We start from the raw sequence: 23,702 nt of genomic DNA on the forward strand, positions 1-23,702 counted from the left end.
TGAGTCGGTCAACACACTTTTTCAAAAAACCGACACATCCCCACCCAACCAAGGGAACCTCACCCGGCAAAGGCGAATACACTGCACCCGCAATGCGAGGTCTTCGCACGGTGAGCTGCAGGCCAGGCCTTCCCAACGTCCTCATCGTTTGTTTACCGCGATCGCCTAGATCGTCGGCATGCAGCCGTGACCGTTTGTGTCACCGAAAAGTGGACAGCATCAGGTACATGGCCATCGCGGCATCCTCCCCCGCCATCTCGGTCGCGATGAGCGTCTACGACGGAGAGCGCTTCCTGGCGGCCGCGATCGACAGCGTGCTGGGGCAATCCTTCGGCGATTTCGAGTTCCTGATCCTCGACGATGGCTCTACCGATGCTACCGCCTCAATCCTGCGCTGCTACGAGCGTACGGACTCGCGCATTCGGCCAATAATCCGAGAAAACCGTGGGCTGGTCGCCAGCTTGAACGAACTGCTGGCGGTGGCCAAAGCACCGATCGTCGCGCGTATGGACGCCGATGACATCTGCCGCCCCAACCGCTTCGAGCGCCAGATCGCCTATCTTGCGCAACATCCCGATCATGGCGTGGTCGGGTCCTGGAGCGAGGACATGGGTGAGCACGGCGAACCCATCTTTCGCACCGGGGCCGATCACCCGATCACCCATGAAGAGGTGCTCGGTGCCATCGCCGAGGGTCGCCAGGTCATCTGCCATCCTGCCGCGATGTACCGCCGCGCGGTCGTGCTGTCTGTCGGCGGATATCATTCGGCGTTCCGCCATTGCGAGGATTACGACTTGTGGCTGCGACTGGCGAGCGTGACCAAGCTTGGCAATATCCCCGAGCGCCTCGTCCGCTATCGCCGCTATGACGGTCAGGTCTCCGCCCGCCACTCGACCGAACTGCAGTTCGGTGCCGCCGTCGCGCAACTCGCCTGGCAGGAGCGTGCGGCGGGACGCCCGGATCCCACCGCGACGCTCGATCGCCTGCCGCCGATCGCCGAGCTCGATGCCTTGTTCAAGCGCAACGGCGTCACGCGGCAAGTGCGCGAACAGGTCGCGCTAGGCCTGCTCTATTCGGCACAAGCGATGCGCGAGGAAGGCTTCGACCTGCTCGTCCAGCATTTGCGCGATGGCGGGCGGCGCGATGGCATGTGGCGCACCGTGGTGCGACTTCTGAGCTTTGGTGAGCCATGGCGGGCGCTGCGCCTTGCCGCCACTCTCGCCACATCGCCGGCACGCCGCGCGTGAGCGACGACAGCAACCGCGGCCAAGGTAGCGTCCGCTCTGCCGCGCTATGGGCGGCCGGCAGCCAATACTGCCTGTTCGCCCTGCAGTTCGCCACGTCCGTCATCGTCTCGCGGTTCTTCCTCAAGCCCGAAGAGATCGGCCTGTTCTCGGTCGCACTCGCCGCGGCGATGATCGTCGCGATCATCCGGGATCTGGGGCTCACCCGCTATCTTGGCCGTCATCCCACTGCCGATGGCGACACCGTGCGGCACTGTACGGTCATCGCAGTGCTGTTCTCGTTCGTCATCGGCGCGGTGATCATGGCGCTGGCGGGGCCGGCGGCGCGCTTTTATGGCGAGCCTCGGTTGTTCGGCATCCTCGGCCTGATCGCGGCCTCCTATGTACTCGCGCCTTGGAGCATCGTTCCGGTCGCCCTGCTATCGCGACGGCTGGACTTTCGCGCGACGTTCACCGTTGATTTCGCCGGTGCAGTGGCCAACAGCGCCTGCACACTCACTTTGGCTATCCTTGGCTTTTCCGCTGAATCGCTTGCCTGGGGCATGATCGCGCAGGCCGGCGTTCGGGCGATCGTGGCGCAATGCTGGCAACCCACGCCGTTCTCGCTCCACGTCCGCCTCGACCGCCTTCGCGAGATCGCCGGCTTCGGTTCGGGCAGCGCAGTACTCTACTTCTCTGGCGGAATCAGCTTGCGGATGCCGGACCTTATCGTCGGCCGGATGCTGGGAATGGAGGCCGCCGGCCTGTTCAGCCGAGGCGTCGCTCTGGCGGGCCAGCTCCACAACCTCGTGGCCGGGGCCGTAAGCGCGATCTACTATCCGACGTTTGCGCGGCTCCGCGACGAGGGACGCGAGCTTGGCCCTTACTACGAGCGGGTGGTCGCGGCGCATGGGGCGATCGTGTGGCCCGCGATGGTGTTGCTGGCAGTGCTGTCGCAGCCGGTGATCCTGCTGCTTTACGGCGACGGCTGGGGGGCCGCGGCACCACTGCTCGCGTGGGTGGCGCTGGCCGAATGTGCGTTCGTGGCCTTGCCGTTGCACATGGACCTGCCGATCCTGATGGGTCGCTTGCGCCAGCTCCTCTGGTTCAACCTGGCCGACACCGTGCTGGCGGTGGGAACACTGGCGGCGGGCGCGATGCTGGGCGTGGAAGCCGCGGCAGCCTCGCGGATCGTATGGGGCCTGGGCTGGATCGCGATCTATGCCGGCTGGATGCATAAGCTGGTCGGCTTCGACTGGAAGGTGATGCGCCGGATCTACCTGGGCAGCGCCGCCGTTGCATTGGTGACCGCCCTGCCCGCGCTTTATGCGGTGCACGTCTGGCGCACGCCTGCGACGCTGGGCTTCGGCGGGCTCGTCATCGCGTCGCTCGCTTCAGGCGCCACTTGGCTCGCCGGCATATTCTTGCTGCGCCATCCCGCGCGCGCGGATCTGGTTTCGACCGCCAGTCACGCGCTGGAACCGTTGCGTCATCGGTGGAAGGCGCGCGCGGCCTGATCGTCGGCTCGCCCGATAGTGCGACGCTCTTTGCCTTCCTGCACGACGATCCCTACATACCACGCCGATGCCACCCGATACCGCCGTCCGAGATCCGAATGCCCGCCATGACGGCTGGATGACGCTTGCGCGTTTCCTGCCGTACCTGTGGCCGCGCGATAACCGGGCGCTGCGGACGCGGATCGTCATCGCAGTGGTCATGATCCTGCTGTCGACCGCGAGCCAGCTGGTGCTGCCCTATCTGCTCAAGTGGGCGGTCGACGGCATGAACATGTCGGGCCCCAAGGTGATCACGCTGGTGATGACGATGGTGCTGGCCTACGCCGCCGTCCGCCTCGCCGGCGTCGGCTTCGACAACGCGCGCAACATCGTCTTCGAGAGAGTCGGTCAGGACGCCACCCGTGCGCTGGCCGAGAACGTGTTCGCCCAGCTGCACAAGCTGAGCCTGCGCTTCCATCTTGCGCGTCGCACGGGTGAAGTCACCAAGGTGATCGAGCGCGGCACCAAGAGCATCGACACGATGCTGTACTTCATGCTGTTCAACATCGCGCCGACGGTGCTGCAGCTGCTGGTCGTCGGCGTGATCTTCTACATCAACTTCGGTTGGCCGCTGGTGATCGCGACATCGATCGCGGTGATCGCCTATATCTGGGTGACACGGACCATCACCGAATGGCGCACCGCGCTGCGCGAGCGGATGAACCGGCTCGACGGCCGCGCGCTGGCACATGCGGTGGATTCGCTGCTGAACTACGAGACGGTGAAGTATTTCGGTGCCGAAAAGCGCGAGGAAGCGCGGTATTCCGCCGCGACCACCGAGTATGCCGCCGCCGCGGTGAAGAGCGAGAACTCGCTTGGCCTGCTCAACATCGCGCAAGGGGTGGTGGTGAACCTCCTGATGGCGGCGGCGATGGCCTGGACCGTCTATGGCTGGTGGCAGGGGCGCTACAGCGCCGGCCAGTTGGTGTTCGTCCAGACCTACCTCGCGCAGCTGTTCCGTCCGCTCGACATGCTGGGGATGGTCTATCGCACGATTCGGCAGGGCCTGATCGACATGGCCGAGATGTTCCGCCTGCTCGACGAGCCGCAGGAGGTCTCCGACACTCCGAACGCTCCGGCGCTGATCATCCGCCGGCCTTCGGTGGTGTTCGACAGTGTCGTGTTCGGCTACGAAAAGGATCGCACGATCCTGCAGGGCTTGTCCTTCGAGGTTCCTGCAGGGCAGAACATCGCTATTGTCGGGCCTTCCGGTGCCGGCAAGTCGACGATCGCGCGGCTGCTGTTCCGCTTCTACGATCCGTGGTCGGGCCGTATCCTCATCGATGGCCAGGATATCGCGCAGGTGACGCAGACCAGCTTGCGCGCGTCGCTCGGCATCGTGCCGCAGGACTCCGTCCTGTTCAACGAGACGATCGGTTATAACATCGCTTACGGCCGTGGCGATGCGACCCAGGCCGACGTCGAGGCGGCCGCAAGGGGCGCTGCGCTGACCGGCCTGATCGAGCGCCTGCCGCAAGGCTTCGCCACCGAAGTGGGCGAACGTGGCCTCAAGCTGTCGGGTGGCGAGAAGCAGCGGGTCGCGATCGCCCGCACGCTGGTCAAGAACCCGCCGATCCTGCTGCTCGACGAAGCCACCAGCGCGCTGGACACGCGCACCGAGCAGGAGATCCTGGCGACGCTGCACCGGGTGTCCGAAGACCGCACCAGCCTCTCGATCGCGCACCGGCTTTCCACCATCGCGGACTCGGACAAGATCCTGGTGCTGAACGACGGGCAGCTAGCGGAAAGCGGCAGTCACCTCGAACTGCTGCGACACGATGGCCTCTATGCTGAGATGTGGGCACGCCAGGCGGCCGAAGCCGAAGAGATGAGCGAAGTCAGCGAGGCGGCGGAGTAAGCCGCTACTTCACCGCGTCGGCATCTTTCCACACCACAGCCTGCGCCGCTTTCATGTTGTTTTCGGCGGTATCCCACGCCAGCGTCGGCGAGCCATAGAGCCGCCAGCCTTGCTCCAGCGCCTCGGAGACGCGCTCGCAAAAAGCCCGGTCATCGATACCGGTGAGCAGGCGATAGACGGGGCGGTCGTCTGGCGGAATGGACATGATCAGGCTCCGGGATAGCGGTCGAAGTGGGGAAGGTCTTTGCTGCCCTTCATCCAGTTCAGCTCTTCAGCCGCCTGGATATGCGCGCCTGGGGGAAGCGCCTCGGGATCATCGAGCGTGGCGATCTGAATATCGACAAGACCCGGTAGTACGTCCTCGTTGACGTACCACAGGCCGGTGCCGCAATTGGCACAGAAATGGCGTACGGCCGACGTTGACGATTTGTACGCGCGCGGCTCTCCCGCCAGAATCGCGAAGTGGCCGGATCGAAATGCCGCCCAGGCCATGACCGGTGCTCCGGAGGAGGCGCGGCAATCGCCGCAGTGGCAAAGCGCCGCATGCTCTGGCTCACCCTCGACCGCGTAGCGCACTTGCCCGCACTGGCATCCACCTTCCAGACTCATGCGTCGTCTCCCTTGGCGCAGAGCCTAGTCGCCCCGCCAGCCAAGGGCAATTCCTCCCCCGAGCGCGTCGGGAAGGAAGCGGGATCACAGGATGTACTTGGAAAGGTCGGTATCGCCCGCGAGTTCGGTCAGCCGCTCGCGAACATAGGGAGCGTCGATCGTGATCGTCTCGCCCACACGATCCTCGGCTTCGAAGCTCAATTCCTCGAGCAGCTTTTCCATGATCGTCTGCAAACGCCGCGCGCCGATGTTCTCGACGCTCTCGTTCACTTGCGCGGCGATCTTGGCGACCTCGGCCACAGCATCGGGCGTGACCTCGACGGTGACCTGTTCGGTCGCCAGCAAGGCCTTGTACTGCGACACCAGGTTGGCGCGCGTCTCCGACAGGATCCGCACGAAGTCCGCCTCGGTCAGCGCCTTCAACTCGACGCGGATGGGCAGGCGCCCCTGCAGCTCGGGCAGCATGTCGCTGGGTTTGGACAGATGGAAGGCACCGCTGGCGATGAACAGCACGTGGTCGGTCTTCATCGGGCCGTACTTGGTGGCCACGGTGGTGCCCTCGATCAACGGCAGCAGATCGCGCTGGACGCCTTCGCGGCTGACCGACCCACCACGCACGTCGGAGACGGCGATCTTGTCGATCTCGTCCAGAAACACGATGCCGTTGTTCTCGGCGTTGGTCAGCGCCGTGCGGTTGACATCGTCCTGGTCGAGCCGCTTTTCCGACTCTTCGTCGACCAGCTTGTCCCAGGCGGCGGGCACCTTCATCTTGCGACGCTTGAGCTGTTGGCCACCGAAGGCCTTGCCCATGATGTCGCCGATGTTGATCATGCCGACCGAACCGCCCATTCCGGGGATCTCCATCGGCGCGGCAGGGGCATCCTCCACCTCAATCTCGACTTCGGTGTCGTTCATCGCGTTCTCGACGATACGCTGCTGGAACGCGGCGCGCGTCGCTTCGGAGGCGCCCTCACCCACGAGCGCGTTGAGCAGGCGTTCCATCGCCGCCTTGCTCGCCGCATCGCGCACGGACTCGCGGCGACGCTCCTTCTCCAGCCGGATCGCCTCTTCGACGAGGTCGCGGGCGATCTGCTCCACGTCGCGGCCGACGTAGCCGACCTCGGTGAACTTGGTCGCTTCGACCTTCACAAACGGCGCATCGGCCAGCTTGGCCAGACGACGGCTGATCTCGGTCTTGCCGCAGCCCGTCGGGCCGATCATCAGGATGTTCTTGGGCGTCACCTCGTCACGCAGTTCGGCGGGGAGGCGCTGGCGGCGCCAGCGATTGCGCAGCGCGACAGCGACGGCCTTCTTGGCGTCGGTCTGGCCGACGATATGCTCGTCGAGCGCGGCGACGATGGCTTTGGGAGTGAGGCTATCGATCATGATTTTCTTTCTCCCCTGCTAACGGGGAAGCCTAGATTTTGATGAGGGGCGCCAGATGTGCCGGTGATGGTCAGACCGTTTCGAGCGTCACCCGGTCGTTCGTGAACACGCAGATGTCTGCCGCGACAGCCATGGCCTTGCGAGCGATGACTTCCGCATCCTGCTCGTACATGTCGATCGCCTTGGCCGCCGCCAGCGCATAGTTGCCGCCTGAGCCGATCGCTGCGATCTTGCTCTCGGGCCCACCCTCGGGCTCCAGCACGTCGCCGTTGCCCGTCAGCACCAGCAGCGCTTCCTCGTCAGCGACGATCATCAGCGCTTCGAGATTGCGCAGGTACTTGTCGGTGCGCCAGTCCTTGGCAAGTTCCACCGCGGCCCGGGTCAGCTGGCCCGAGTACTGTTCCAGCTTCTTCTCCAGCCGCTCGAACAGGGTGAAGGCGTCGGCGGTTGCGCCGGCGAAACCCGCGATCACCTTCTCGCCCTTGCCGATCCGGCGCACCTTGCGCGCGTTCGGCTTCATGACGGTGTTGCCCATCGACACCTGCCCATCGCCGGCGATGACGGTCTTGCCGCCCTTTCGCACGCCGATGATGGTTGTCCCATGCCACTGGATCAGGCCGTGGCTCGCCCCGCTATTGTCCATGGCGCAGCATATATGCGCAGCCGGCGGGTCTTCAATGCGCGCTCGACGCTGCGGGCTGATCGCGATCGGGAACGTGCGACGCTATTGGCTGCCGTTGGGCCCGCCAGCCGGTGCATTGCCGCCACCGGCGCCGGTCCCCACCGTGCCGACGTTGCCGAACAGATCCTCCAACAGACCGCGATGACGGCCGAGCGTGGCGGTCTTGTCGCCTTCTGGGCTGAGGCGCGCGACTTGCTCCATCCCGCGCTTGTCGATACTGGAGACGTTCCCGCTGCCATCGAAGCTGAGCCGATAGATCGTCTGATCGCTGGTGCGGGGACGACGGAAAGGAGGCGTCTTCACGTTCTGTGAGACGTAGTACCAGTCCTTTGTACCGAACTGGCTGGTGAAGGTCGGGCGCCCTAGCGTCTTTTCGACCGACTGGCGATTGTCGATACCCGGCTGCACCGCATCGATCAGCGTCTGATCAATAATATAGCCGCGATGATCGGTGATCGACGTGCAGCCACCTGCAAGTGCCACGAGGCCCAGCGATACCGCCGCCAACCAGGCCTTTTGCCCGAACACCCGCATTTTTCCACTCCAGTCCAACGCGGCACCGCGCCGGCCATTGCCAGCACGCCTCATGCGCATATATCGGCCGAGACGTTCGGCCCTGACGATCGGGTTCGAGCCTTACGGTCACGCACCCGACTGCGCAATGGCCGTTGCGCCGGCTCGATTGAATTGCCGATGAACATGCGCGCTCGCGCACCCTACGAAAGGCTCGCCTCGCTTGTCCCTGATCGATCGCCTTCTGGGCCGTCCCCAAGATGACCGCGCCGCCGTGCGCCCCCTTTGGCATCGCGTGATCGAAATCGCACGTGAGAAGCCGTGGTACGCGCAGTACGGCGTCGCCGATACGGTCGCCGGTCGCTTCGATGCCGTGACGATGGTGTTGTCGCTCACGATGCTGCGGATGGAGCGGGACGAGCCGCTGCGGCAGCTTGCGGGCCGCATCACCGAGCTGTTCGTGGACGACATGGACGGGCAGCTGCGTCAGTCTGGCGTCGGCGATCTGGTCGTGGGAAAGCGCATGGGCAAGCTGGTGAGCACGCTGGGCGGCCGCATCGGCGTGGTGCGCGAAGCCATGGCCGATGCGGACCCTGCAGCGGCGCTGGTGCCGGTGCTGGAGCGCAACATGACCTTGATCGACAATGCCGATACGGCCGGCCTTGCCGCCGCGATACTCGCGCTGTTCCGCCAGCTCGAGCAAACGCCTGCGGACGCGCTTCTGGCAGGCGGGATCGCACGATGAGCGTGGAATTCTCACGCGAGTTCGACGTGCGGCAGTGCGAAGGCAAGGCCGCGCACATCAGCGCCAACGAGACGGAACGAGCCGCGCTGTCGAAGCGGTTCGGCATCGTCAGGATCGATCGACTCGAGGCAGACGTAGTGCTCCACCGCAAGGACCGGGTGGTCGACGCCAAAGGGACTTTGAGCGCCGATATCGTCCAGGCTTGCGCGGTTTCCGCCGAGGATCTGCCGATCACCGTCCGCGAACCGGTCGAAGTCCGTTTCGTGCCGGAAGTGCGCGTCTATGCGCCGGACCAGGAGATCGAACTCAGCGCCGAGGAATGCGACGAGGTCGACTATTCGGGCACGCATTTCGACCTTGGCGAGGCCGTGGCGCAGACGCTGGCGCTGGCGATCGATCCGTTCGCGGTCGGACCGCAGGCAGAGGAAGCGCGCCAACGGCCCGAATTCAGTGGCGAAGACGATGTCGGGCCGTTCGCGGCGCTGAAGAACCTCAAGCTGGACTAGCCGATTGCGGCCGGTACGCGACCGGTCCGATCAGAACGGGATGTCGTCGTCCAGGTCGTCGCCGAAGCCGCCCGACGATCCGCCACCGGTACGACCCCAATCGCTGCCGCCCGACGAGCCACCGCCCGAGGACTTGCCGCCGCCGAAATCGCCGCCACCCGACGACCGGCCACCACCGCCGCCGCCCCAATCACCGCCGCCACCACCGCTGCGTGCGCCACCGCCGGCTACGCCGCCGCCGCCCTGCGCGCCATCGAGCATGGTCAGCACGCCGCCCATGCCGCCGACCGAGATCTCGGTGGTGTAACGGTCATTGCCGGACTGATCCTGCCACTTGCGGGTGCGCAACTGGCCTTCGATGTAGACCTTGCTGCCCTTGCGCAAAAAACGCTCGGCCACGCCGACGAGGCCATCGGAGTTCAGCACCACGGAGTGCCATTCCGTGCGCTCCTTGCGCTCGCCGCTGGTCTTGTCCTTCCAGTTCTCGGACGTGGCGATGCGCAAGTTGGCGATGCGCCCGCCGTTCTGGAACGACTTCACCTCCGGGTCGGCACCCAGGTTGCCGACGATGATGACCTTGTTGACGCTGCCTGCCATGCGACTCGCTTTCGTGTGGAATATCGGCGGACGGGTTAGCCTAGGCCAGCCTGACTATGCGAGTCAGCGGCCGGGGGTTGTCTACAGCCCTGCCCAGATCGCGATCCAATAGGTCAGCCCCGCCGCCGCATAAGCCATGGCGAACAGGTAAGCCAACATGAATGCCGGCCATTTCCATCCGTTCGTCTCGCGCCGCGTCACCGCGATGGTCGACATGCACTGCGGCGCGAACACGAACCAGGCCAGGAACGCGAGCGCCGTCGGCAGCGTCCATTTCGATTTGAGCTGATCGCCCAACGCCACCGCCTGCGCGTCCTCGTCATCGCTGCTGGCGGAAACCGCGTACGTCGTCGCCAACGCACTGACCGCCACCTCGCGCGCCGCCATCGCCGGGATCAGCGCCAAGGCCATGTCGCGGTTGAAGCCGATAGGCTTGACCACGACGGCCAGCCCATTGGCGATCTTGCCGGCAATCGAGACGTCGACCTGGTTCTCGCCCGCACCGGCGCGCGGGAAGTTGAGCAGCAGCCACAACACCACCGTGACGGTGAAGATGATCGTGCCGGCACGGCGCAGGAAGATCCAGGCGCGCTGCCACAGGCCGATCGCCAGATCCTTGGCGTTAGGCATCTGGTACTTGGGCAGTTCCATGATGAAGCCGCTGGCGGCGCCCTTCGTCACCGAGCTGCGCAAGACCATCGCCACCGCCATCGCACCCAGAATGCCGGCGATGTAGAGGATGAACAGCGTCAGCCCCTGCAGGCCGATGCCCGGACCCACGGCACGTTGCGGGATAAATGCAGCGATGATCACCGCATAGACCGGCAGGCGCGCCGAACAGGTCATCAGCGGCGCGATCAGGATCGTCGTCAGGCGATCCTTGGGATCGGTGATGCTGCGCGTCGCCATGATGCCGGGAATGGCGCAGGCAAAGCTGGACAGCAGCGGGATGAAGCTGCGCCCCGACAGGCCGACGCCAGCCATTATCCGATCCATCAGGAACGCGGCCCGTGCCATGTAGCCCGACGCTTCCATCGCCAGGATGAAGAAGAACAGGATTACGATCTGCGGCAGGAAGACGACGACCGCGCCGACCCCGGCGATCACGCCGTCGGTCAGCAGATCGCGAGCCAGGCTGGGCGGAATGATATCCGTCACCAGGCCGCTCAGCAGCTTGACGCCGGCCTCCAGCGCATCGGCGAACGGGCTCGCCCAGGCGAAAACCGCCTGGAACATGACGAAGAGCAGCACGAGCAGGATCAGTGGGCCGAGCCACGGATGCAGCAAGACCTGGTCGAGCTTGGCATGCAGGCGGTGCCGCTTGGACTCCGAAAGGATCGCCGCGTCGGTCATCGCATGCGCCGCCACGCGCCGCTCGACCATGGTGAGGCTAGTCAGGCCGGGTCCGGGATCGCGCTGTCCGGCGGACGCGATCGCCTCTCCCAGTTCGGCAAGACCACGTCGGCGTACCGCGACGGTCGGCACCACCTTTACCCCGAGCGCCTGCTCCAGCGCCATCGGGTCGATCACCAGCCCGTCACGCTCGGCCAGATCGACCATGTTGAGCGCGATCACCGTCGGCTTGCCCAGTGCCAGAATCTCCTGCGCGAACACCAGGTGCTGTTCCAGGTTCGAGGCGTCGAGCACGACGATCAGCGCGTCGGGCGCGTTCTCGCCGGCGAAGTCGCCGCGGATGACCTTGGCGGTCACTTCCTCGTCGGGGCTGGTCCAGTCGAGCGAGTACGAGCCCGGCAAATCGGTCATCTCGACCGGCTCGCCCGAAGGCAGGACCATGCGGCCCGACTTGCGCTCGACGGTAACACCGGGATAGTTGGCGATCTTCTGGCGCGCACCGGTCAGCGCATTGAACAGCGCGCTCTTGCCGGCATTGGGGTTTCCGACCAGCGCGATCTTGCGTTGCCGGCTCATGAGGGCCGGCTCATCGTGACAGGCTCACAGCAGTTCCACTTCCATCGCCGCGGCATGAGCCCGGCGTACCGCCACCGTCATCCGTCCAACCGTTAGCGCGATCGGGTCCGCCCCACCGAACACGCCGCGATGGCTCACCTTCACCCGCGCACCGTCGTCGATACCAAGCGCGCGCAGCCGGCGTGCCTCTTCATCGACCAGCGCGCCCCATTGGATCGAAAGGATTCGCGCGCTTTGTCCGGCAGGTAGGAGATCGAGCGTCATGCCAGCCCGCTGCCAGATCACGCACAATATTGCAACTTGTTCGCAATAACCCGGGCAGCATCTTTAGTGCGCGGGGTAGCGTAGCCTGCCCAGAAACCGCGCCATACTGAAGCGCTCGTCCGGCGTGCGCAGAAGTTGCGATTTGATCTTCTCGAACCGCATGATGCCGTCAAGGCGTCGATCGAGGAACGCCCGGGTGTCCGCCTTGTCCAGACCGTTGTCATCGGCGAAGACCGTCAGCGTGGCCGCATAGATTCCGGCGAGGATCGCACGCTTGGTGTAGTGGTTGTAGTCCGTCGCGGTGTCGCCGGCGAGCCGCCACATCGCGTCGGTGCTGTGCCATCCCAGCTTTAGCGCGCGCGGTGCGTTCTGCGGCATCGCCATGATCGCCAGCGCGCGCGACAGCGCTTCCTCGCAACCTTGCACGGCGTCCAGCCGGAACAGCACGAGTTCGCGGATGCGCTGCCTGATCTTCAAGTCGACGAGCTTTTGCGCCGGCCAGGCCTGCGCCATCGCCACATCGATCGATCGGGTCCAGGCTGTCACCATCTGCATCGCCCCATCGCGGAAGGCGTAAGCGGCAACATCGCCATCGACGCCGACCTGCGCGGCTGCGGCGCGAACGGCCTGCTCGCTCCATCCGTCGAACACAGCGGCCTCGGCGATCAGGGGCGCCAGGCGCAGGCGCAAATCGTCTAGCGTCTCGTCGAGGGGTGGGCTCGTGTCGCCAGGCCGAGGTGTCATCGCATGGTCGGTCATGGCAGTCAGAGTGCCGGGCCGTATGTCGGCTTGTTGGCCTGCGACGCGCCGGGCTTCGTTTCGGTCTTGATCGCCGCCAGGATCGCGCTCGACTGGTCGATGGTAGCGTAATCGCGTGCCGATCGGCCGGAGTTGTCGCTGCGGTCGGGGTCGGCCCCGGCCTGAAGCAGCAGTTTGGTCAATTCGACATCACGACGATGCACGGCGGAGATCAACGGCGTCTCGCCGGCATCGTTGGCGACTTCGGTGTTGGCCTTGCGCGACAGCAAGATCCCGACGCCATCGCGCCAGCCCAGGTTGGTCGCGACCTGCAACGGCGTACGCCCCTGCCCGTCGCGTGCATTCACATTGGCCCCGCGCGAGGTCAGGAAGGTGAGCCAGGTGAGATCACGCCGGGCGGTAACGATGTGCAGCGCAGTTTCGCCACTGGTCACGTCGCGGGTGTTGACGATCGTCGATCCGGCGGACGACAGCGCGCTTTCGACCTTGTCGCCATCCTTCTTGCGGACGGCTTCGAGGAACTTGTAGCCTTCGGAGAACTGTGCCTGCGCAGGGACGGCAAACCCGCCACCGGTCATGGCGAGCGCGATCAGCGCGGATTTAAAAACCCGCCCCCCGCGCGAGGTGCCGTCACGCGATCGGTCAATCTTCGACACTTGGTGCTTCCTTCGCATCTTTATCGCCTGCCCGCGCGAGTCTAGCCGGCGAGCCGCCCTTGCACCGCGCCGTTTAGCAGAGCATGAACCGCCGCGCCATGATCGTTAACCCCCGCTTCCGCACTCGCCTGATTGCCGCCGTCCTGCCCGCGCTGGCGCTTGCCGCCTGTGGTTCGAGCGGTCCGTCCGCCACGCCGAGCGAACGCCCGCCGCTCGCAGGCGCCGCGATCGGTGGTCCGTTCACGCTGGTCAACAAGGATGGCCGGACGGTCACCTGGAACGACTTCAAGGGCAAGTACCGCATCGTCTATTTCGGCTATACCTTCTGCCCCGACGCCTGCCCCCTCGACATGCAACAGTTGATGAAGGGTTTCGCCCAATTCGAGCAGGCGAGCCCCGAGCGCGCCGCCAAGGTGCAGCCGATCTTCATCACCATCGACCCGCCGCGTGACACGCCCAAGGTGGTCGGCCAGTGGACCGCCGCCTTCTCGCCGCGGCTGCTCGGCCTGACCGGCACGCCGAGCCAGGTGGCGGCGGCGGCCAAGGCGTTCGCCGCGTATTATGCCAAAGGTGCGGAGACGTCGGGCGGGTATCTGATGGATCACAGCCGCACCGCCTTCCTGATGGACCCAGATGGCAAGCCGATCGCGCTGCTGGCGGTCGACAAGGGCGGACCGGCGGTCGCAGCGGACTTGGAAAAATGGGTGAAGTGAACCCTTTCCGCTTCTGGGAGAGGCCGATCGAGACTCTCGATCGCCGCCAATGGGAAGCGCTGTGCGACGGTTGCGGCCAGTGCTGCCTGCACAAGGTGGAGGATGCCGACACCGGCGACATCTATCCCACCAATGTCGCCTGCAAGCTGCTCGACCTCAAGACCGCGCGCTGTTCCAGCTACGTCAACCGGCGCAGCTTCGTGCCCGATTGCCTGCGGTTGACCGCGCGCAACACCGCCTCGCTCGACTGGCTGCCGCAGACCTGCGCCTATCGCCTCCGGGCCGCCGGGGAGCCGCTGCCCGAATGGCACTATCTCATCTCGGGCGACCGCGACGCGGTACACCGCGCCGGCGTGTCGATCGTCGGCCGGGTGGTGAGCGAGACGGTCGCCGGACCGCTCGAACAGCACATCGTCTGGCCTGAGGGCATGGAGGGTTGGGAGATCGAGGCGGACGACGATCCCTGGACCGTCTCGAAGGACGACGACTGAATGCTCGACTGGCTGCGCCGCGATCCCCGTGCGACTCCCACTGTGGAGATTGCCGGGCGCGAACTGCCGGTCATCGTGCGCCGGCTCGATCGTGCCAAGCGCATGACCATGCGCCTGGCACCCGATGGTCACGAGGTGCGGATATCCATCCCGAAGTGGGCGCGGACGAACGAGGCGCTGCAGTTTGCCGCCTCACGCCGCGCTTGGCTGGAGCGGCAACTCGCTATCCTTCCGCCGCCGACGGCGATCGAACCGGGCGCGGTCATCCGCTATCGTGGCGAACCGCTGGTAGTGCGTCACGAACCCATCGCCAAGCGCCGCCCGGTCCTCGTGGACGATGCGCTCGTCGTCGGGGGCCCGGCGACCGCGTTGGAACCGCGACTGCGGCGCTGGCTGGAGGGCGAAGCACGCGCGCTGCTGGCGATGGAGTTGAGCGAATACTGTGACCGAGCCGGCAAGCCGGTGCCACCTTTGGCTTTGTCGAACGCGCGCCGCCGCTGGGGCAGTTGCGCGGTCGATGGGGCGATCCGCATCAACTGGCGATTGATCATGGCGCCGGACTTCGTGCGGCGCTCCGTCGTTGCGCACGAGGTCGCGCATCTGCTGCATTTCGACCATTCACCGGCTTTCCACGCGTGCCTGTCCGGCTTGTTCGAAGGCGAAGTCGCCGCCGCCAATGACTGGCTCAAGCGCGAGGGACGTGGTCTTTACCAGCCATTCGGCTGAACCGCCGGGGTGCTGGCACAACCGGGCGTGATGTCCTATCTTCACGCCATGTCTTTGTTCAAACGATCCGGCATGTGGCGCGACGTCAATCCGACGGGCATGATCGCGGACTTTCGCGAAGTCTGGCGGCAGGCCGGCCACAACCGCTGGCGCTTCGCCATCGTCGCCGGGGCCTGCACGTACGGCATATTCTACGTCATGACCCAGCAGGAGGGCAGCGCCCCTCACTTGCCGCCTAAGGTGACGTATATCTCGGTGCTACCGGAGCATCGCACCGATGCCGAGATCGAGGCTTCGAACGTCGCCAACCAGAAGCGCAAGGAAGCCTTCGCGCTGGATCAGGCCCGTCGCGATGCCGACGTACGCAATCTCTACAAGGAGCTTGGCCGGGTCTCGGGCATGGATGTCGACAAGATCGCACGCGAAGCCGACGCCCAGAATGCCGCCGCCAAGCAGGCCGAACTCGCCGCCATCCGCAAGCGACGTCAGGAGGCGAACGCCAAGCTGGCCGCGCAAGGCGAGCCTGTCATCGCGCCCGGCGAATAGCTGGCTGGCGGACGGACCGACGGTGCATCGTTCGTGAACGAAGATCGACGCTGGCTGGCGGCCGCCGCGAGCCTTGCCGCGCGGGCGCGTCCACTCAGCCGCCCCAATCCCGGAGTCGGCGCGATCGCGGTGCGCCACGGCAAGGTCGTCGGGCGTGGCTGGACGCAGCATGGCGGTCGACCCCACGCCGAAGCGGTCGCCCTGGCCGCTGCCGGAGACGCTGCGGACGGGGCCACGCTTTACGTCACTCTAGAGCCTTGCGCGCACCGGTCGCAGCGCGGACCCGCCTGCGCCGACCTGATCTGTGCCTCCAGTCTGGCGCGCGTGGTGGTCGGCTGCGGCGACCCCGATCCACGTACTGCTGGGCAAGGTATAGCGCTGATTCGGGCGGCCGGGATCGCCTGCGAGATCGTCCCATCGCCCGAGTGCGAAGCGAGCCTTGCGGCCTATCTCACCCGTGCCCGCCTCGGTCGGCCCGAGGTCACCCTCAAGCTCGCGCTTTCGCTCGATGGCTGCATCGCCATGGCCAACGGTGAGAGCCAATGGATCACCGGCCCCGCCGCGCGCGCGCATACCCACGCGATGCGCGCGCAAGCCGATGCCATCCTCGTCGGCGGTGGCACCTTGCGGGCGGATACGCCCAGGCTCGACGTGCGCCTGCCCGGGCTTGAAGAGCGTAGTCCACAGCGCTGGGTTCTGACCCGAGGCGATGCACCTGCCGGCTGGCGCGCGCTTTCGGCACCCGAAGCCATCTGCGACATGGCGGGGATCCAGTCGCTCTTCGTCGAAGGCGGCGCTGCGACGGCCTCGGCCTTTCTCGCAGTCGGACTGGTCGACCGGCTCGTGATCTATCGCGCGCCCATCCTGATCGGGGGCGGGCAGCCGGCAATCGCCGCGATCGGCTTGTCATCGTTGGCGCAAGCGCATGGACGGTGGCGGCTCGACGATCGGCGACAACTCGGCAGCGACACGCTGGAACTCTACGTTCGCCACGGCTAAGGAGCGCCATGTTCACCGGCATCATCACCGCCCTCGGCACCATCCGCGAAACCCGGCAGGCGGGCGACCTGCGCGCCGTCATCGCCTGTCCGTTCGACCCGGCAGGCATCGCGATGGGCGCCTCGATCGCCTGTTCGGGCACGTGCCTAACCGTCGTCGACAAGGGCGGCGTTGCCGGGGATGCCTGGTTCGCGGTCGACATCTCGGGCGAATCGATCGCCCGCACCGTGCCGCAGCGCTGGTCCCAAGGCACCCGTCTCAACCTGGAGCCTGCCTTGAAGCTGGGCGATGAATTGGGCGGCCATATCGTCACCGGCCATGTCGATGGCGTGGGCGAAGTGCTTGGCGTCTGCCCCGATGGCGACTCGCGCCGGATTGGCGTGGTCGTCTCGCACGAGCTTGCTCCCTACCTCGCCCCAAAGGGCTCGATCACCATCGACGGGGTATCGTTGACGGTGAACGAAGTGACCGATCAGGAGGACGGCACCTGCCACTTCTCGGTCAATATCATACCGCACACCGCGCAAGTGACGACGATCGGAAGCCTGCAGCGCGGCGACAAGGTCAACCTCGAGATCGACGTCCTCGCCCGCTACCTCAAGCGCATGCAGAGCCTGCGCGGTTAAGCCGCCAAAGGTCCCTTCGCGAAGCTTTCGCGGGTAATCTCGAACACGACGTGTTCGACCATGACGCCGCTCCGTTCGATGACCGGACCCGGCCCGGGCAGCAGCACGCCGCCGATGTTTGCCATCGCCCGGCGTGAGATCACGTTGTCCGCTCCGACCTGAAACGTCACCCGTTCATGGTGTGCCAGGGCATGGGCAAGCATCAACCGCTTGAATTCGGCATTGTAGCCGCCACCCCAGTAAGACCGAGCGAGGAACGACCAGCCGATCTCGATGGTATTGGGGGCGCTATCATCAGATTCACCATAGCGCGACGATCCGATCACGGCCCCGCTTGCCTTGTCGAGGATGGCTAGGCCACCTTTGGCCGCCAGCCCTTCGTCGAAAAAGGCATCGAAGACCGGGCGCTGCCAGCGATCGTGCGCCGGATGTCGCGCCCATATCTCGCGATCGCTCGCGACGACGAACAGCACATCGCGATCGTCGGGCAGCAGCGGGCGAAGCAGCAGCCGCTCTCCTTCGAGGATTGGCTGCCGGTCCATGTCCGTATCCTTCAGCCGGCGACCTGAGCGAGCGCGTCGGTAAACTTGTCGATGTTACCCATCGTCAAGCCGGCGACGTTGATGCGACCAGAACCTGCCATGTAGACACCATGCTTCTCACGCATTTCGAGCACTTGCTCCTTGCTGAGCGGCACGATCGAGAACAATCCATTCTGCCCGCCGATCGGGCGCAGGTCCACCGAACCGGCACTGCCCGCCGCAGCCAGCTTGGCCCGCACCTGCCGCATCCGCTCACGCATTTCATCGAGCTCGTTCAGCCACTGCGCGGTCAGTGCCGGATCTTCCAGCACCAGCCGCACGGCCGCCGCCCCGTGATCGGGTGGCTGCGACCAGTTGGCGCGCGCCAGTGCGTGCGCGTTCGACATCATGCGCGGCAGATCCTCAGGGACTGATGCCATGACGTAGAATGCGCCAACACGATCACGATAGAGGCCGAAGTTCTTGTCGCACGAATAGCAGATCAGCGCCTCGGGCACGGCAACCAGCACGCGGCGTACGCCATAGGCGTCGTCTTCCATGCCGTTGCCCAGGCCCTGGTACGCCAGATCGAGGATCGGCAGCACCTTGCTGTCCGAAACCAGTTGGGCGATTTCGTCCCACTCGGCATGCGAGTAGTCGATTCCGGTGGGGTTGTGGCAGCAACCGTGAAGCAGAATCGCGTCGTTCTCGCCAGCGCCACTGAGCGCCGAGCGCAAGCCGGCCATGTCGGTCTGCCCTTCGGCGACGGCATGGTTGAACTCGACGACCTCGAGACCGAGGTCGGCGCAGATCTGCGCATGGTTGGGCCAGCTTGGAATGCCGACGATGATCCGCTCGATCCCGGCGCGCTTTGCCAGCGCCAGTGCCAGACGCAAGGAGCCGGTGCCACCGGGGGTCTGCATCCCCTCGATCCGGCCGCCCATATCGGCGCTGTCCTGGCCGAACACGTAGGGCATGAGCGCCTCGACGAACGCCATGTCGCCTTCGGGACCCAGATAGGCCTTGGAATCCTGCTCCCGGACCAGCTTTTCCTCAGCCGCCTTGATCGCGCCGAAGACGGGCGTGTCCCCGTCATCGGTGCGATATACCCCCACACCAAGATCGATCTTGTCGGCGAGCGGATCGGCATTGTGGAGCTTGATCAGCGCGAGGAGCGCATCGGCGGGCTGTTGCTTGAGGTTTGTTAGCATGACGGGCGCGGCCTTAATCCGCGGCGCCGGCGACGGCAAGCCGCAGAGTGGTGGTCAAACGATCAAAACGGCAACCATTTCTGCTCGTGCGAGAACTTCATGTAGCCCGCGTTGATACCCAGCCGCACGCCCGCACCCATGCGGACCGGAATGATGACCACATTGCCGCGCCTCATGTAGCTGACGTTGAATCCGCCGACGAGGTAAGCCTGCCCCTCGCCAGCGGGAAACCGCTTGTAGAGGTCTTCGGTGTCATAGAGGTTGTAGACGAGCACAAAGGCATTGGCCGCGTTCAGCCCCGCATCGAACCCGATCGACGGCCCGGTCCAATAGACCGCGCGCGAGCCTTCGACCTTGTGATGTAAGGTTCCCGAACCATATCGCAGGCCGATCCCGATCGCACCCGAACCTTCGCGACCCACGATATAAGCGTTGGGCTCGCCCTGCTTGCGCAGCAGATCCTCGATCAGGCTCGCCAAACCTTGCGCCCCCTTGCCGAACACGCCTTCGGCCGCGCCGATCAGGTCGTCCTTGCGATAAGTACTCCCTTGGGGCGCGTTGCTTTCGGTTCCGATCGCCTGGGGGTTCCAGTCATCGACCGAGGCCGGGGGAGCGGCCCGATCGGCGACGGGCCGGTCGGACGAGGTCGTGTCGACGGGCGTGCCGTTTCCGGCATAGCTGCTGTCCGTATCCCGGTCGCGCTCGCGCGCGGGCAACTCGCGCGGTGGCGCCGAACGCGGTGGCGTGGGCGTCGCCGCGCGGTTCTGTCCCGGGCTCAAGTCGCCGTCGATCGCCGCGTCGGGATCGACCGAGCGGACCTGCGCCTGAGCGGCACCGCTCAATCCCAGGCCGAGCGCTGCCACAACCGCGAACAATCGTGCGCCACGCCGACGTGTATTCGATCCCGTCATGATCCTGCCATCCTTCAACCGCCCTCGAAGCGCCGCGCGATGCCGCGCCCCCGAGGCTCCGTTCCCATCGCGCAAGCACCTAAACGCCACCATGGCTGATCCGACAATGAACGAACCAAACGCGACTGTGGAATTCGCGCCCGAGCGACGGTGCCTCGCCGATGGAACGAATATGCCATCGCACGTCACGCCCCCTTGCCGCTCACGCCACTCGCCGCTATAGCGCGCCCTCAACGCCGCATCCGGAGACGTGGGTGAGTGGCTTAAACCAGCGGTTTGCTAAACCGTCGTGCTCTTAAGGGGGCACCCCGGGTTCGAATCCCGGCGTCTCCGCCAGCGTACCGACATCAGTCCACCATCACGATCGCCGAGGCTGCATGCATCCAAAGGCACATGGGCGCGGTTACGATGTCCATGGCGGCGGCGACCCGTTAGCGAATTCTGCCGCCCCCAATCCGCAGAGATGAGCGCTCGATCGGGACTGCCCGAGCCTGGAGGCGCTTACGATCGGTGATAGCTGTGTGACGCATCCGCGTCCTGGATATCGTACGCGAACCAGGCGCTTTCGCCATGGTCATACACCTGCACCACTCCGCCGCTCACCTTGGCGGTGTAGAAGGTCGACGAGCCCCGGTCGTAGCCCTTGATCGCATCGTCCTCGACTTCGAACGAGACGAAGGCCTTTTCGCCAGCATCGAAGATCTCGGGCAGCGTGCCGCCGAACCGGACATTGCGGTCGCCATCGAAGCCTTGGAGCTGGTTGGCGCGGAATTCGGCGGCGATCCGCCGATCCTGCGCGGCGGCGTGGTCGTAAAGGCCGGCAACCTTCTTGCCTGTGCGAAAGGCGAAGGCGGTTGCGGCAATCATGCTGCGGGTGTGTGGAGCCATGCGCTTCCTTGCCATCCGGACGGATGCGAGATCAAGTGATCTCGTCCTGCGCGGCCCGTACCGCCTTCGACCATCCAGATTGGGTCGAGCCAGCGCCGGCATCTGTCCCCCTCCGCGGCTTTTTGCCACGATCAGGAAACCGAACCTGAACAGTTCCGTTCAGGCTCCCGACGCAGGAGCGCCCTAAAGCAACCCCGGCGGTAATTCCGTGCGAATTTACCTTGGAGGACGCCAATGGCATCAGCGCAAGCAATCCCCGGCGGTGAGATCTCGCCGCCATTGGCAAAGCCAAACCGCTCGCTGGACGCACTGAACTTCTTCCTTGCCGACGTGCGCGACGGATTGGGGCCGTATCTAGCCATCTATCTGCTCGTCGTACGCGGACCATCTCACGGTTGGAACGAGGCCACCGTCGGCATGGTGCTGACGATCGCCGGCATCGTCGGGCTGCTATCGCAGACCCCTGCCGGCGGACTGATCGACCGCGCCAGGAACAAGCCGCGCATCGTGATCGTCGCCGCGCTGCTGGTGACGCTTGGCAGCCTGTCGTTGCCGATCGTGTCGGGATTTACGATGGTGACCATCACCCAGTCGATTGCGGCAGCGGCTGGCGCACTGTTTGCGCCCGCAATCTCGGCCATCACGCTGGGGCTCGTGGGGCCGAAGCTGTTCGCCAAGCGGGTCGGCCGCAACGAGGCGTTCAACCACGCCGGCAACGCGGTGTCGGCAGCGCTGGCGGGCTTGCTCGCCTGGAAGTTCGGACCGGTCGTCGTGTTCTGGCTGATGGCCGGGCTGACGGTCGCCAGCGTCTTCGTGTCGATGCGCATCGACAACAAGGCTATCGACAATGCGGTCGCGCGCGGGCTCGACTGCGAACCCGAGGAAGGCTGCGAGGAGCCGAGCGGGTGGAAGACACTGCTTGAAAACCGTGCGCTGATGATCTTCGCCGTCACGGCTTTCACCTTCCACCTCTCCAACGCCGCGATGCTGACCTCGGTCAGTCAGCTGCTCGGGCGCACGGTCGGCACGGACAAGGCGACCTCGCTAACCGCAGCGTGTATCGTTGCCGCGCAACTGGTCATGGTGCCCGTCGCGATCGTCGTCGGGCGCAACACCGGGCGGTGGGGCACCAAGCCGATCTTCCTCGTCGCGTTCGCCTTCCTCGCGGCGCGCGGCGCGCTCTATACCGTGTCGAACGATCCCTGGTGGCTGGTCGGGGTGCAGGCACTGGACGGAATCGGCGCCGGCATCTTCGGCGCATTGTTCCCGGTGATCGTCGCCGATCTGACCAAGGGGAGCGGGCGCTTCAACGTCAGCCAGGGCGTCGTATCGAGTGTGTTCGGGCTTGGAGCCGCGCTGTCGGCAACGTTGGCTGGGTCGATCATCGTGTGGGCGGGGTACACCGCCAGCTTCCTGACGCTCGCCGCGATCGCCGCCGCCGGGTTCGTGCTCTACCTGGTCGCCATGCCGGAAACGCACAAGTGACTGCCATGCCCACGCGCCCGCGCCGCGAAATGGACGATTTCGCGTGATCCTGGCCACCGGCATTACCTGGGGTATCTGCGCCGCCTCCACGGCTGCGGTGATCGCGCGCCCGTTCCGCTGGCCCGAAGCGATCTGGGCGGTCGCGGGCGCGGTGCTCCTGCTGGCTTTCGGGCTCATGCCCCTTCCCGTCGCAGTCGGCGCCGTCGCCAAGGGGCTGGACGTCTACCTCTTCCTGATCGGCATGATGCTCCTGAGCGAGGTCGCGCGCGCCGAGGGACTGTTCGACTGGGTCGCGGCAACCGCGGCGATCCACTCCAGAGGATCGACTGCGAGGCTGTTCGCGCTCGTCTACGTCACCGGGATCATAACGACGACCTTCCTGTCGAACGATGCGACCGCGGTCGTGCTGACACCTGCCGTCTATGCCGCCGCTCGAAAGGCAAAGGCCGATCCGCTGCCGCTGCTGTTCGCCTGCGCGCTGATCGCGAATGCCGCCAGCTTCGTGCTGCCGATTTCAAACCCCGCCAACCTCGTGCTCTATGGCGGGCATATGCCGCCGCTGGGACAATGGTTCGCATCGTTTGCGCTGCCGTCGGTTGCGTCGATCGTCGTCACCTTTCTCGTGCTGCGCTGGATCGAGCGAAAGCGGCTGGCGGGCACCTGCCTGAGCACGGTCGAGCGCACCGCGCTGACCACCGGCGGCAAGGCCGCGTTCGCCGGAATCGTCGCGACCGCATTCGTGCTGTTGGCGGTGTCGGCGATGGACATGGAACTCGGCTTACCGACCGCGATCGCCGGGATCGTCACGACGCTGGCGGTCTGCGCGATCGCACGCTCCTCGCCGCTGCTGCTGCTGAAAGGCGTCTCGTGGAGCGTGCTGCCGCTTGTGGCGGGGCTGTTCGTGTTGGTCGCGGCGCTGGAACTGACCGGGGTGATCGCCTGGATCGCGCAAGGCATCGATACGGCATCGCTCGACCCGGCGCAGGCGTCGGCAGTTTCGGGAACGATCGTGGCGGTCGCATCGAACCTGATGAACAACCTGCCCGCCGGGCTTGTCGCCAGCACCGCCGTGGCGCAAGCCCAGCCGCCACGGCTGGTCGTCGACGGGCTGTTGATCGGTGTCGACCTGGGGCCGAACCTGTCGATCACGGGGAGCCTCGCAACGATACTGTGGCTCCAGGCGATCCGCCGCGAGGGCGAGGATGTCGGGTTCTGGCCTTTCCTGAAAGTCGGCGCGGTGGCGATGCCCCTCGCGCTGATCGCGGCGCTCGGCGTGAGGCTCCTGATCGGGTGACGGTTGGT

The 23,702-nt window shown here is 65.6% G+C and carries 27 protein-coding genes and 1 tRNA gene; 14 read left to right on the top strand and 14 right to left on the bottom strand.

Annotated features, from left to right (window positions below; genetic code table 11):
• The first annotated feature begins 227 nt into the window (after nt 1–227).
• The 3 genes from ACXJ1Z_RS05015 (at nt 228) to ACXJ1Z_RS05025 (ending at nt 4,637) form a co-directional block, all read left to right on the top strand.
• Nucleotides 228–1,247: a glycosyltransferase gene (locus ACXJ1Z_RS05015; RefSeq protein ID WP_463779994.1), complete on the top strand. Its 1,020-nt coding sequence runs from the start codon at nt 228–230 to the stop codon at nt 1,245–1,247.
• Nucleotides 1,244–2,740: an oligosaccharide flippase family protein gene (locus ACXJ1Z_RS05020; protein ID WP_463779995.1), complete on the top strand. Its 1,497-nt coding sequence runs from the start codon at nt 1,244–1,246 to the stop codon at nt 2,738–2,740. Before ACXJ1Z_RS05015 ends, ACXJ1Z_RS05020 begins: the two co-directional genes overlap by 4 nt.
• Before the next feature lie 67 nt (nt 2,741–2,807).
• A complete protein-coding gene (locus ACXJ1Z_RS05025) occupies nt 2,808–4,637 on the top strand; it encodes an ABCB family ABC transporter ATP-binding protein/permease (RefSeq protein WP_463779996.1) in 1,830 nt (609 codons plus the stop codon).
• Between the two features lie 4 nt (nt 4,638–4,641).
• On the opposite strand, the gene ACXJ1Z_RS05030 is transcribed toward ACXJ1Z_RS05025, so the two are convergent.
• The 5 genes from ACXJ1Z_RS05030 to ACXJ1Z_RS05050 all read right to left on the bottom strand — a co-directional run bounded on the left by ACXJ1Z_RS05030 (nt 4,642) and on the right by ACXJ1Z_RS05050 (nt 7,848).
• A complete protein-coding gene (locus tag ACXJ1Z_RS05030; protein WP_463779997.1) occupies nt 4,642–4,842 on the bottom strand; it encodes a DUF1737 domain-containing protein in 201 nt (66 codons plus the stop codon).
• A gap of 2 nt (nt 4,843–4,844) precedes the next feature.
• Nucleotides 4,845–5,246: a GFA family protein gene (locus ACXJ1Z_RS05035; RefSeq protein WP_463779998.1), complete on the bottom strand. Its 402-nt coding sequence runs from the start codon at nt 5,244–5,246 to the stop codon at nt 4,845–4,847.
• An 84-nt stretch (nt 5,247–5,330) separates the two neighbouring features.
• Nucleotides 5,331–6,632, bottom strand: coding sequence for an ATP-dependent protease ATPase subunit HslU (gene hslU, locus ACXJ1Z_RS05040; RefSeq protein WP_463780000.1), 1,302 nt, complete (start codon nt 6,630–6,632; stop codon nt 5,331–5,333).
• A 70-nt stretch (nt 6,633–6,702) separates the two neighbouring features.
• Nucleotides 6,703–7,275, bottom strand: coding sequence for an ATP-dependent protease subunit HslV (gene hslV, locus ACXJ1Z_RS05045; protein WP_463780001.1), 573 nt, complete (start codon nt 7,273–7,275; stop codon nt 6,703–6,705).
• An 81-nt stretch (nt 7,276–7,356) separates the two neighbouring features.
• Nucleotides 7,357–7,848 carry an outer membrane protein assembly factor BamE gene (locus ACXJ1Z_RS05050; protein ID WP_463781172.1) on the bottom strand — a complete coding sequence of 164 codons (492 nt, stop codon included), beginning with the start codon at nt 7,846–7,848 and terminating at the stop codon, nt 7,357–7,359.
• Nucleotides 7,849–8,122: 274 nt separating this feature from the next.
• On the opposite strand from ACXJ1Z_RS05050, the gene ACXJ1Z_RS05055 reads away from it, so the two are divergent.
• Entirely contained in the window at nt 8,123–8,572 is a 450-nt protein-coding gene (locus ACXJ1Z_RS05055; protein WP_463780002.1) for a ubiquinol-cytochrome C chaperone family protein, read from the top strand.
• Nucleotides 8,569–9,078: a YceD family protein gene (locus tag ACXJ1Z_RS05060; protein ID WP_463780003.1), complete on the top strand. Its 510-nt coding sequence runs from the start codon at nt 8,569–8,571 to the stop codon at nt 9,076–9,078. Before ACXJ1Z_RS05055 ends, ACXJ1Z_RS05060 begins: the two co-directional genes overlap by 4 nt.
• 30 nt (nt 9,079–9,108) lie before the next feature.
• Here ACXJ1Z_RS05060 and ssb read toward each other — a convergent pair whose 3' ends face one another.
• The 5 genes from ssb to ACXJ1Z_RS05085 all read right to left on the bottom strand — a co-directional run bounded on the left by ssb (nt 9,109) and on the right by ACXJ1Z_RS05085 (nt 13,283).
• Nucleotides 9,109–9,675, bottom strand: a complete 567-nt coding sequence (gene ssb / locus ACXJ1Z_RS05065; protein WP_463780004.1) for a single-stranded DNA-binding protein — start codon at nt 9,673–9,675, stop codon at nt 9,109–9,111.
• Between the two features lie 81 nt (nt 9,676–9,756).
• Nucleotides 9,757–11,604 carry a ferrous iron transporter B gene (gene feoB / locus ACXJ1Z_RS05070; protein WP_463780005.1) on the bottom strand — a complete coding sequence of 616 codons (1,848 nt, stop codon included), beginning with the start codon at nt 11,602–11,604 and terminating at the stop codon, nt 9,757–9,759.
• Between the two features lie 24 nt (nt 11,605–11,628).
• Complete coding sequence (locus tag ACXJ1Z_RS05075; RefSeq protein WP_463780007.1) at nt 11,629–11,868, bottom strand: FeoA family protein; 240 nt, start codon at nt 11,866–11,868, stop codon at nt 11,629–11,631.
• 63 nt (nt 11,869–11,931) lie between these two features.
• Nucleotides 11,932–12,612 (bottom strand): COQ9 family protein, encoded by a 681-nt coding sequence (locus ACXJ1Z_RS05080; RefSeq protein ID WP_463780009.1) that lies wholly within the window; start codon nt 12,610–12,612, stop codon nt 11,932–11,934.
• Nucleotides 12,613–12,632: 20 nt separating this feature from the next.
• Nucleotides 12,633–13,283, bottom strand: a complete 651-nt coding sequence (locus ACXJ1Z_RS05085) for an ankyrin repeat domain-containing protein (protein WP_463780010.1) — start codon at nt 13,281–13,283, stop codon at nt 12,633–12,635.
• 98 nt (nt 13,284–13,381) lie between these two features.
• Here ACXJ1Z_RS05085 and ACXJ1Z_RS05090 point away from each other — a divergent pair, with 98 nt between their 5' ends.
• The 6 genes from ACXJ1Z_RS05090 to ACXJ1Z_RS05115 are packed head-to-tail and all read left to right on the top strand — an operon-like array spanning nt 13,382 to nt 17,384.
• The gene (locus ACXJ1Z_RS05090; protein ID WP_463780011.1) at nt 13,382–13,996 is read left to right on the top strand and encodes an SCO family protein; all 615 of its coding nucleotides are present in this window, start codon (nt 13,382–13,384) and stop codon (nt 13,994–13,996) included.
• Complete coding sequence (locus tag ACXJ1Z_RS05095; protein ID WP_463780013.1) at nt 13,984–14,487, top strand: YcgN family cysteine cluster protein; 504 nt, start codon at nt 13,984–13,986, stop codon at nt 14,485–14,487. The genes ACXJ1Z_RS05090 and ACXJ1Z_RS05095 overlap by 13 nt, the downstream gene beginning before the upstream one ends.
• Nucleotides 14,488–15,213: a M48 family metallopeptidase gene (locus tag ACXJ1Z_RS05100; RefSeq protein WP_463780014.1), complete on the top strand. Its 726-nt coding sequence runs from the start codon at nt 14,488–14,490 to the stop codon at nt 15,211–15,213.
• 48 nt (nt 15,214–15,261) lie between these two features.
• Nucleotides 15,262–15,759 carry a hypothetical protein gene (locus ACXJ1Z_RS05105; protein ID WP_463780016.1) on the top strand — a complete coding sequence of 166 codons (498 nt, stop codon included), beginning with the start codon at nt 15,262–15,264 and terminating at the stop codon, nt 15,757–15,759.
• Nucleotides 15,760–15,792: 33 nt separating this feature from the next.
• A complete protein-coding gene (ribD, locus tag ACXJ1Z_RS05110) occupies nt 15,793–16,758 on the top strand; it encodes a bifunctional diaminohydroxyphosphoribosylaminopyrimidine deaminase/5-amino-6-(5-phosphoribosylamino)uracil reductase RibD (protein WP_463780017.1) in 966 nt (321 codons plus the stop codon).
• Between the two features lie 8 nt (nt 16,759–16,766).
• Nucleotides 16,767–17,384 (top strand): riboflavin synthase, encoded by a 618-nt coding sequence (locus ACXJ1Z_RS05115; RefSeq protein WP_463780019.1) that lies wholly within the window; start codon nt 16,767–16,769, stop codon nt 17,382–17,384.
• Here the strand turns inward: ACXJ1Z_RS05115 and ACXJ1Z_RS05120 are convergent.
• The 3 genes from ACXJ1Z_RS05120 to ACXJ1Z_RS05130 all read right to left on the bottom strand — a co-directional run bounded on the left by ACXJ1Z_RS05120 (nt 17,381) and on the right by ACXJ1Z_RS05130 (nt 20,027).
• Nucleotides 17,381–17,926 carry a GNAT family N-acetyltransferase gene (locus ACXJ1Z_RS05120; protein ID WP_463780020.1) on the bottom strand — a complete coding sequence of 182 codons (546 nt, stop codon included), beginning with the start codon at nt 17,924–17,926 and terminating at the stop codon, nt 17,381–17,383. The genes ACXJ1Z_RS05115 and ACXJ1Z_RS05120 overlap by 4 nt on opposite strands.
• An 11-nt stretch (nt 17,927–17,937) precedes the next feature.
• The gene (locus ACXJ1Z_RS05125) at nt 17,938–19,116 is read right to left on the bottom strand and encodes an amino acid aminotransferase (protein WP_463780022.1); all 1,179 of its coding nucleotides are present in this window, start codon (nt 19,114–19,116) and stop codon (nt 17,938–17,940) included.
• A gap of 62 nt (nt 19,117–19,178) precedes the next feature.
• Nucleotides 19,179–20,027: a DUF1134 domain-containing protein gene (locus ACXJ1Z_RS05130; RefSeq protein ID WP_463780024.1), complete on the bottom strand. Its 849-nt coding sequence runs from the start codon at nt 20,025–20,027 to the stop codon at nt 19,179–19,181.
• A 244-nt stretch (nt 20,028–20,271) separates the two neighbouring features.
• Between ACXJ1Z_RS05130 and ACXJ1Z_RS05135 the strand changes: the two genes are divergently transcribed.
• Nucleotides 20,272–20,363 (top strand) — tRNA-Ser (locus ACXJ1Z_RS05135).
• 165 nt (nt 20,364–20,528) lie between these two features.
• Here ACXJ1Z_RS05135 and ACXJ1Z_RS05140 read toward each other — a convergent pair.
• Complete coding sequence (locus ACXJ1Z_RS05140; RefSeq protein WP_463780025.1) at nt 20,529–20,915, bottom strand: hypothetical protein; 387 nt, start codon at nt 20,913–20,915, stop codon at nt 20,529–20,531.
• A gap of 234 nt (nt 20,916–21,149) precedes the next feature.
• Between ACXJ1Z_RS05140 and ACXJ1Z_RS05145 the strand changes: the two genes are divergently transcribed.
• Both ACXJ1Z_RS05145 and ACXJ1Z_RS05150 read left to right on the top strand, forming a co-directional pair.
• Complete coding sequence (locus ACXJ1Z_RS05145; protein ID WP_463780027.1) at nt 21,150–22,400, top strand: MFS transporter; 1,251 nt, start codon at nt 21,150–21,152, stop codon at nt 22,398–22,400.
• Nucleotides 22,401–22,443: 43 nt separating this feature from the next.
• A complete protein-coding gene (locus ACXJ1Z_RS05150; protein ID WP_463780028.1) occupies nt 22,444–23,694 on the top strand; it encodes an arsenic transporter in 1,251 nt (416 codons plus the stop codon).
• Nucleotides 23,695–23,702 lie beyond the last annotated feature (8 nt).

The organism is Novosphingobium sp. TK46 (assembly GCF_055361525.1).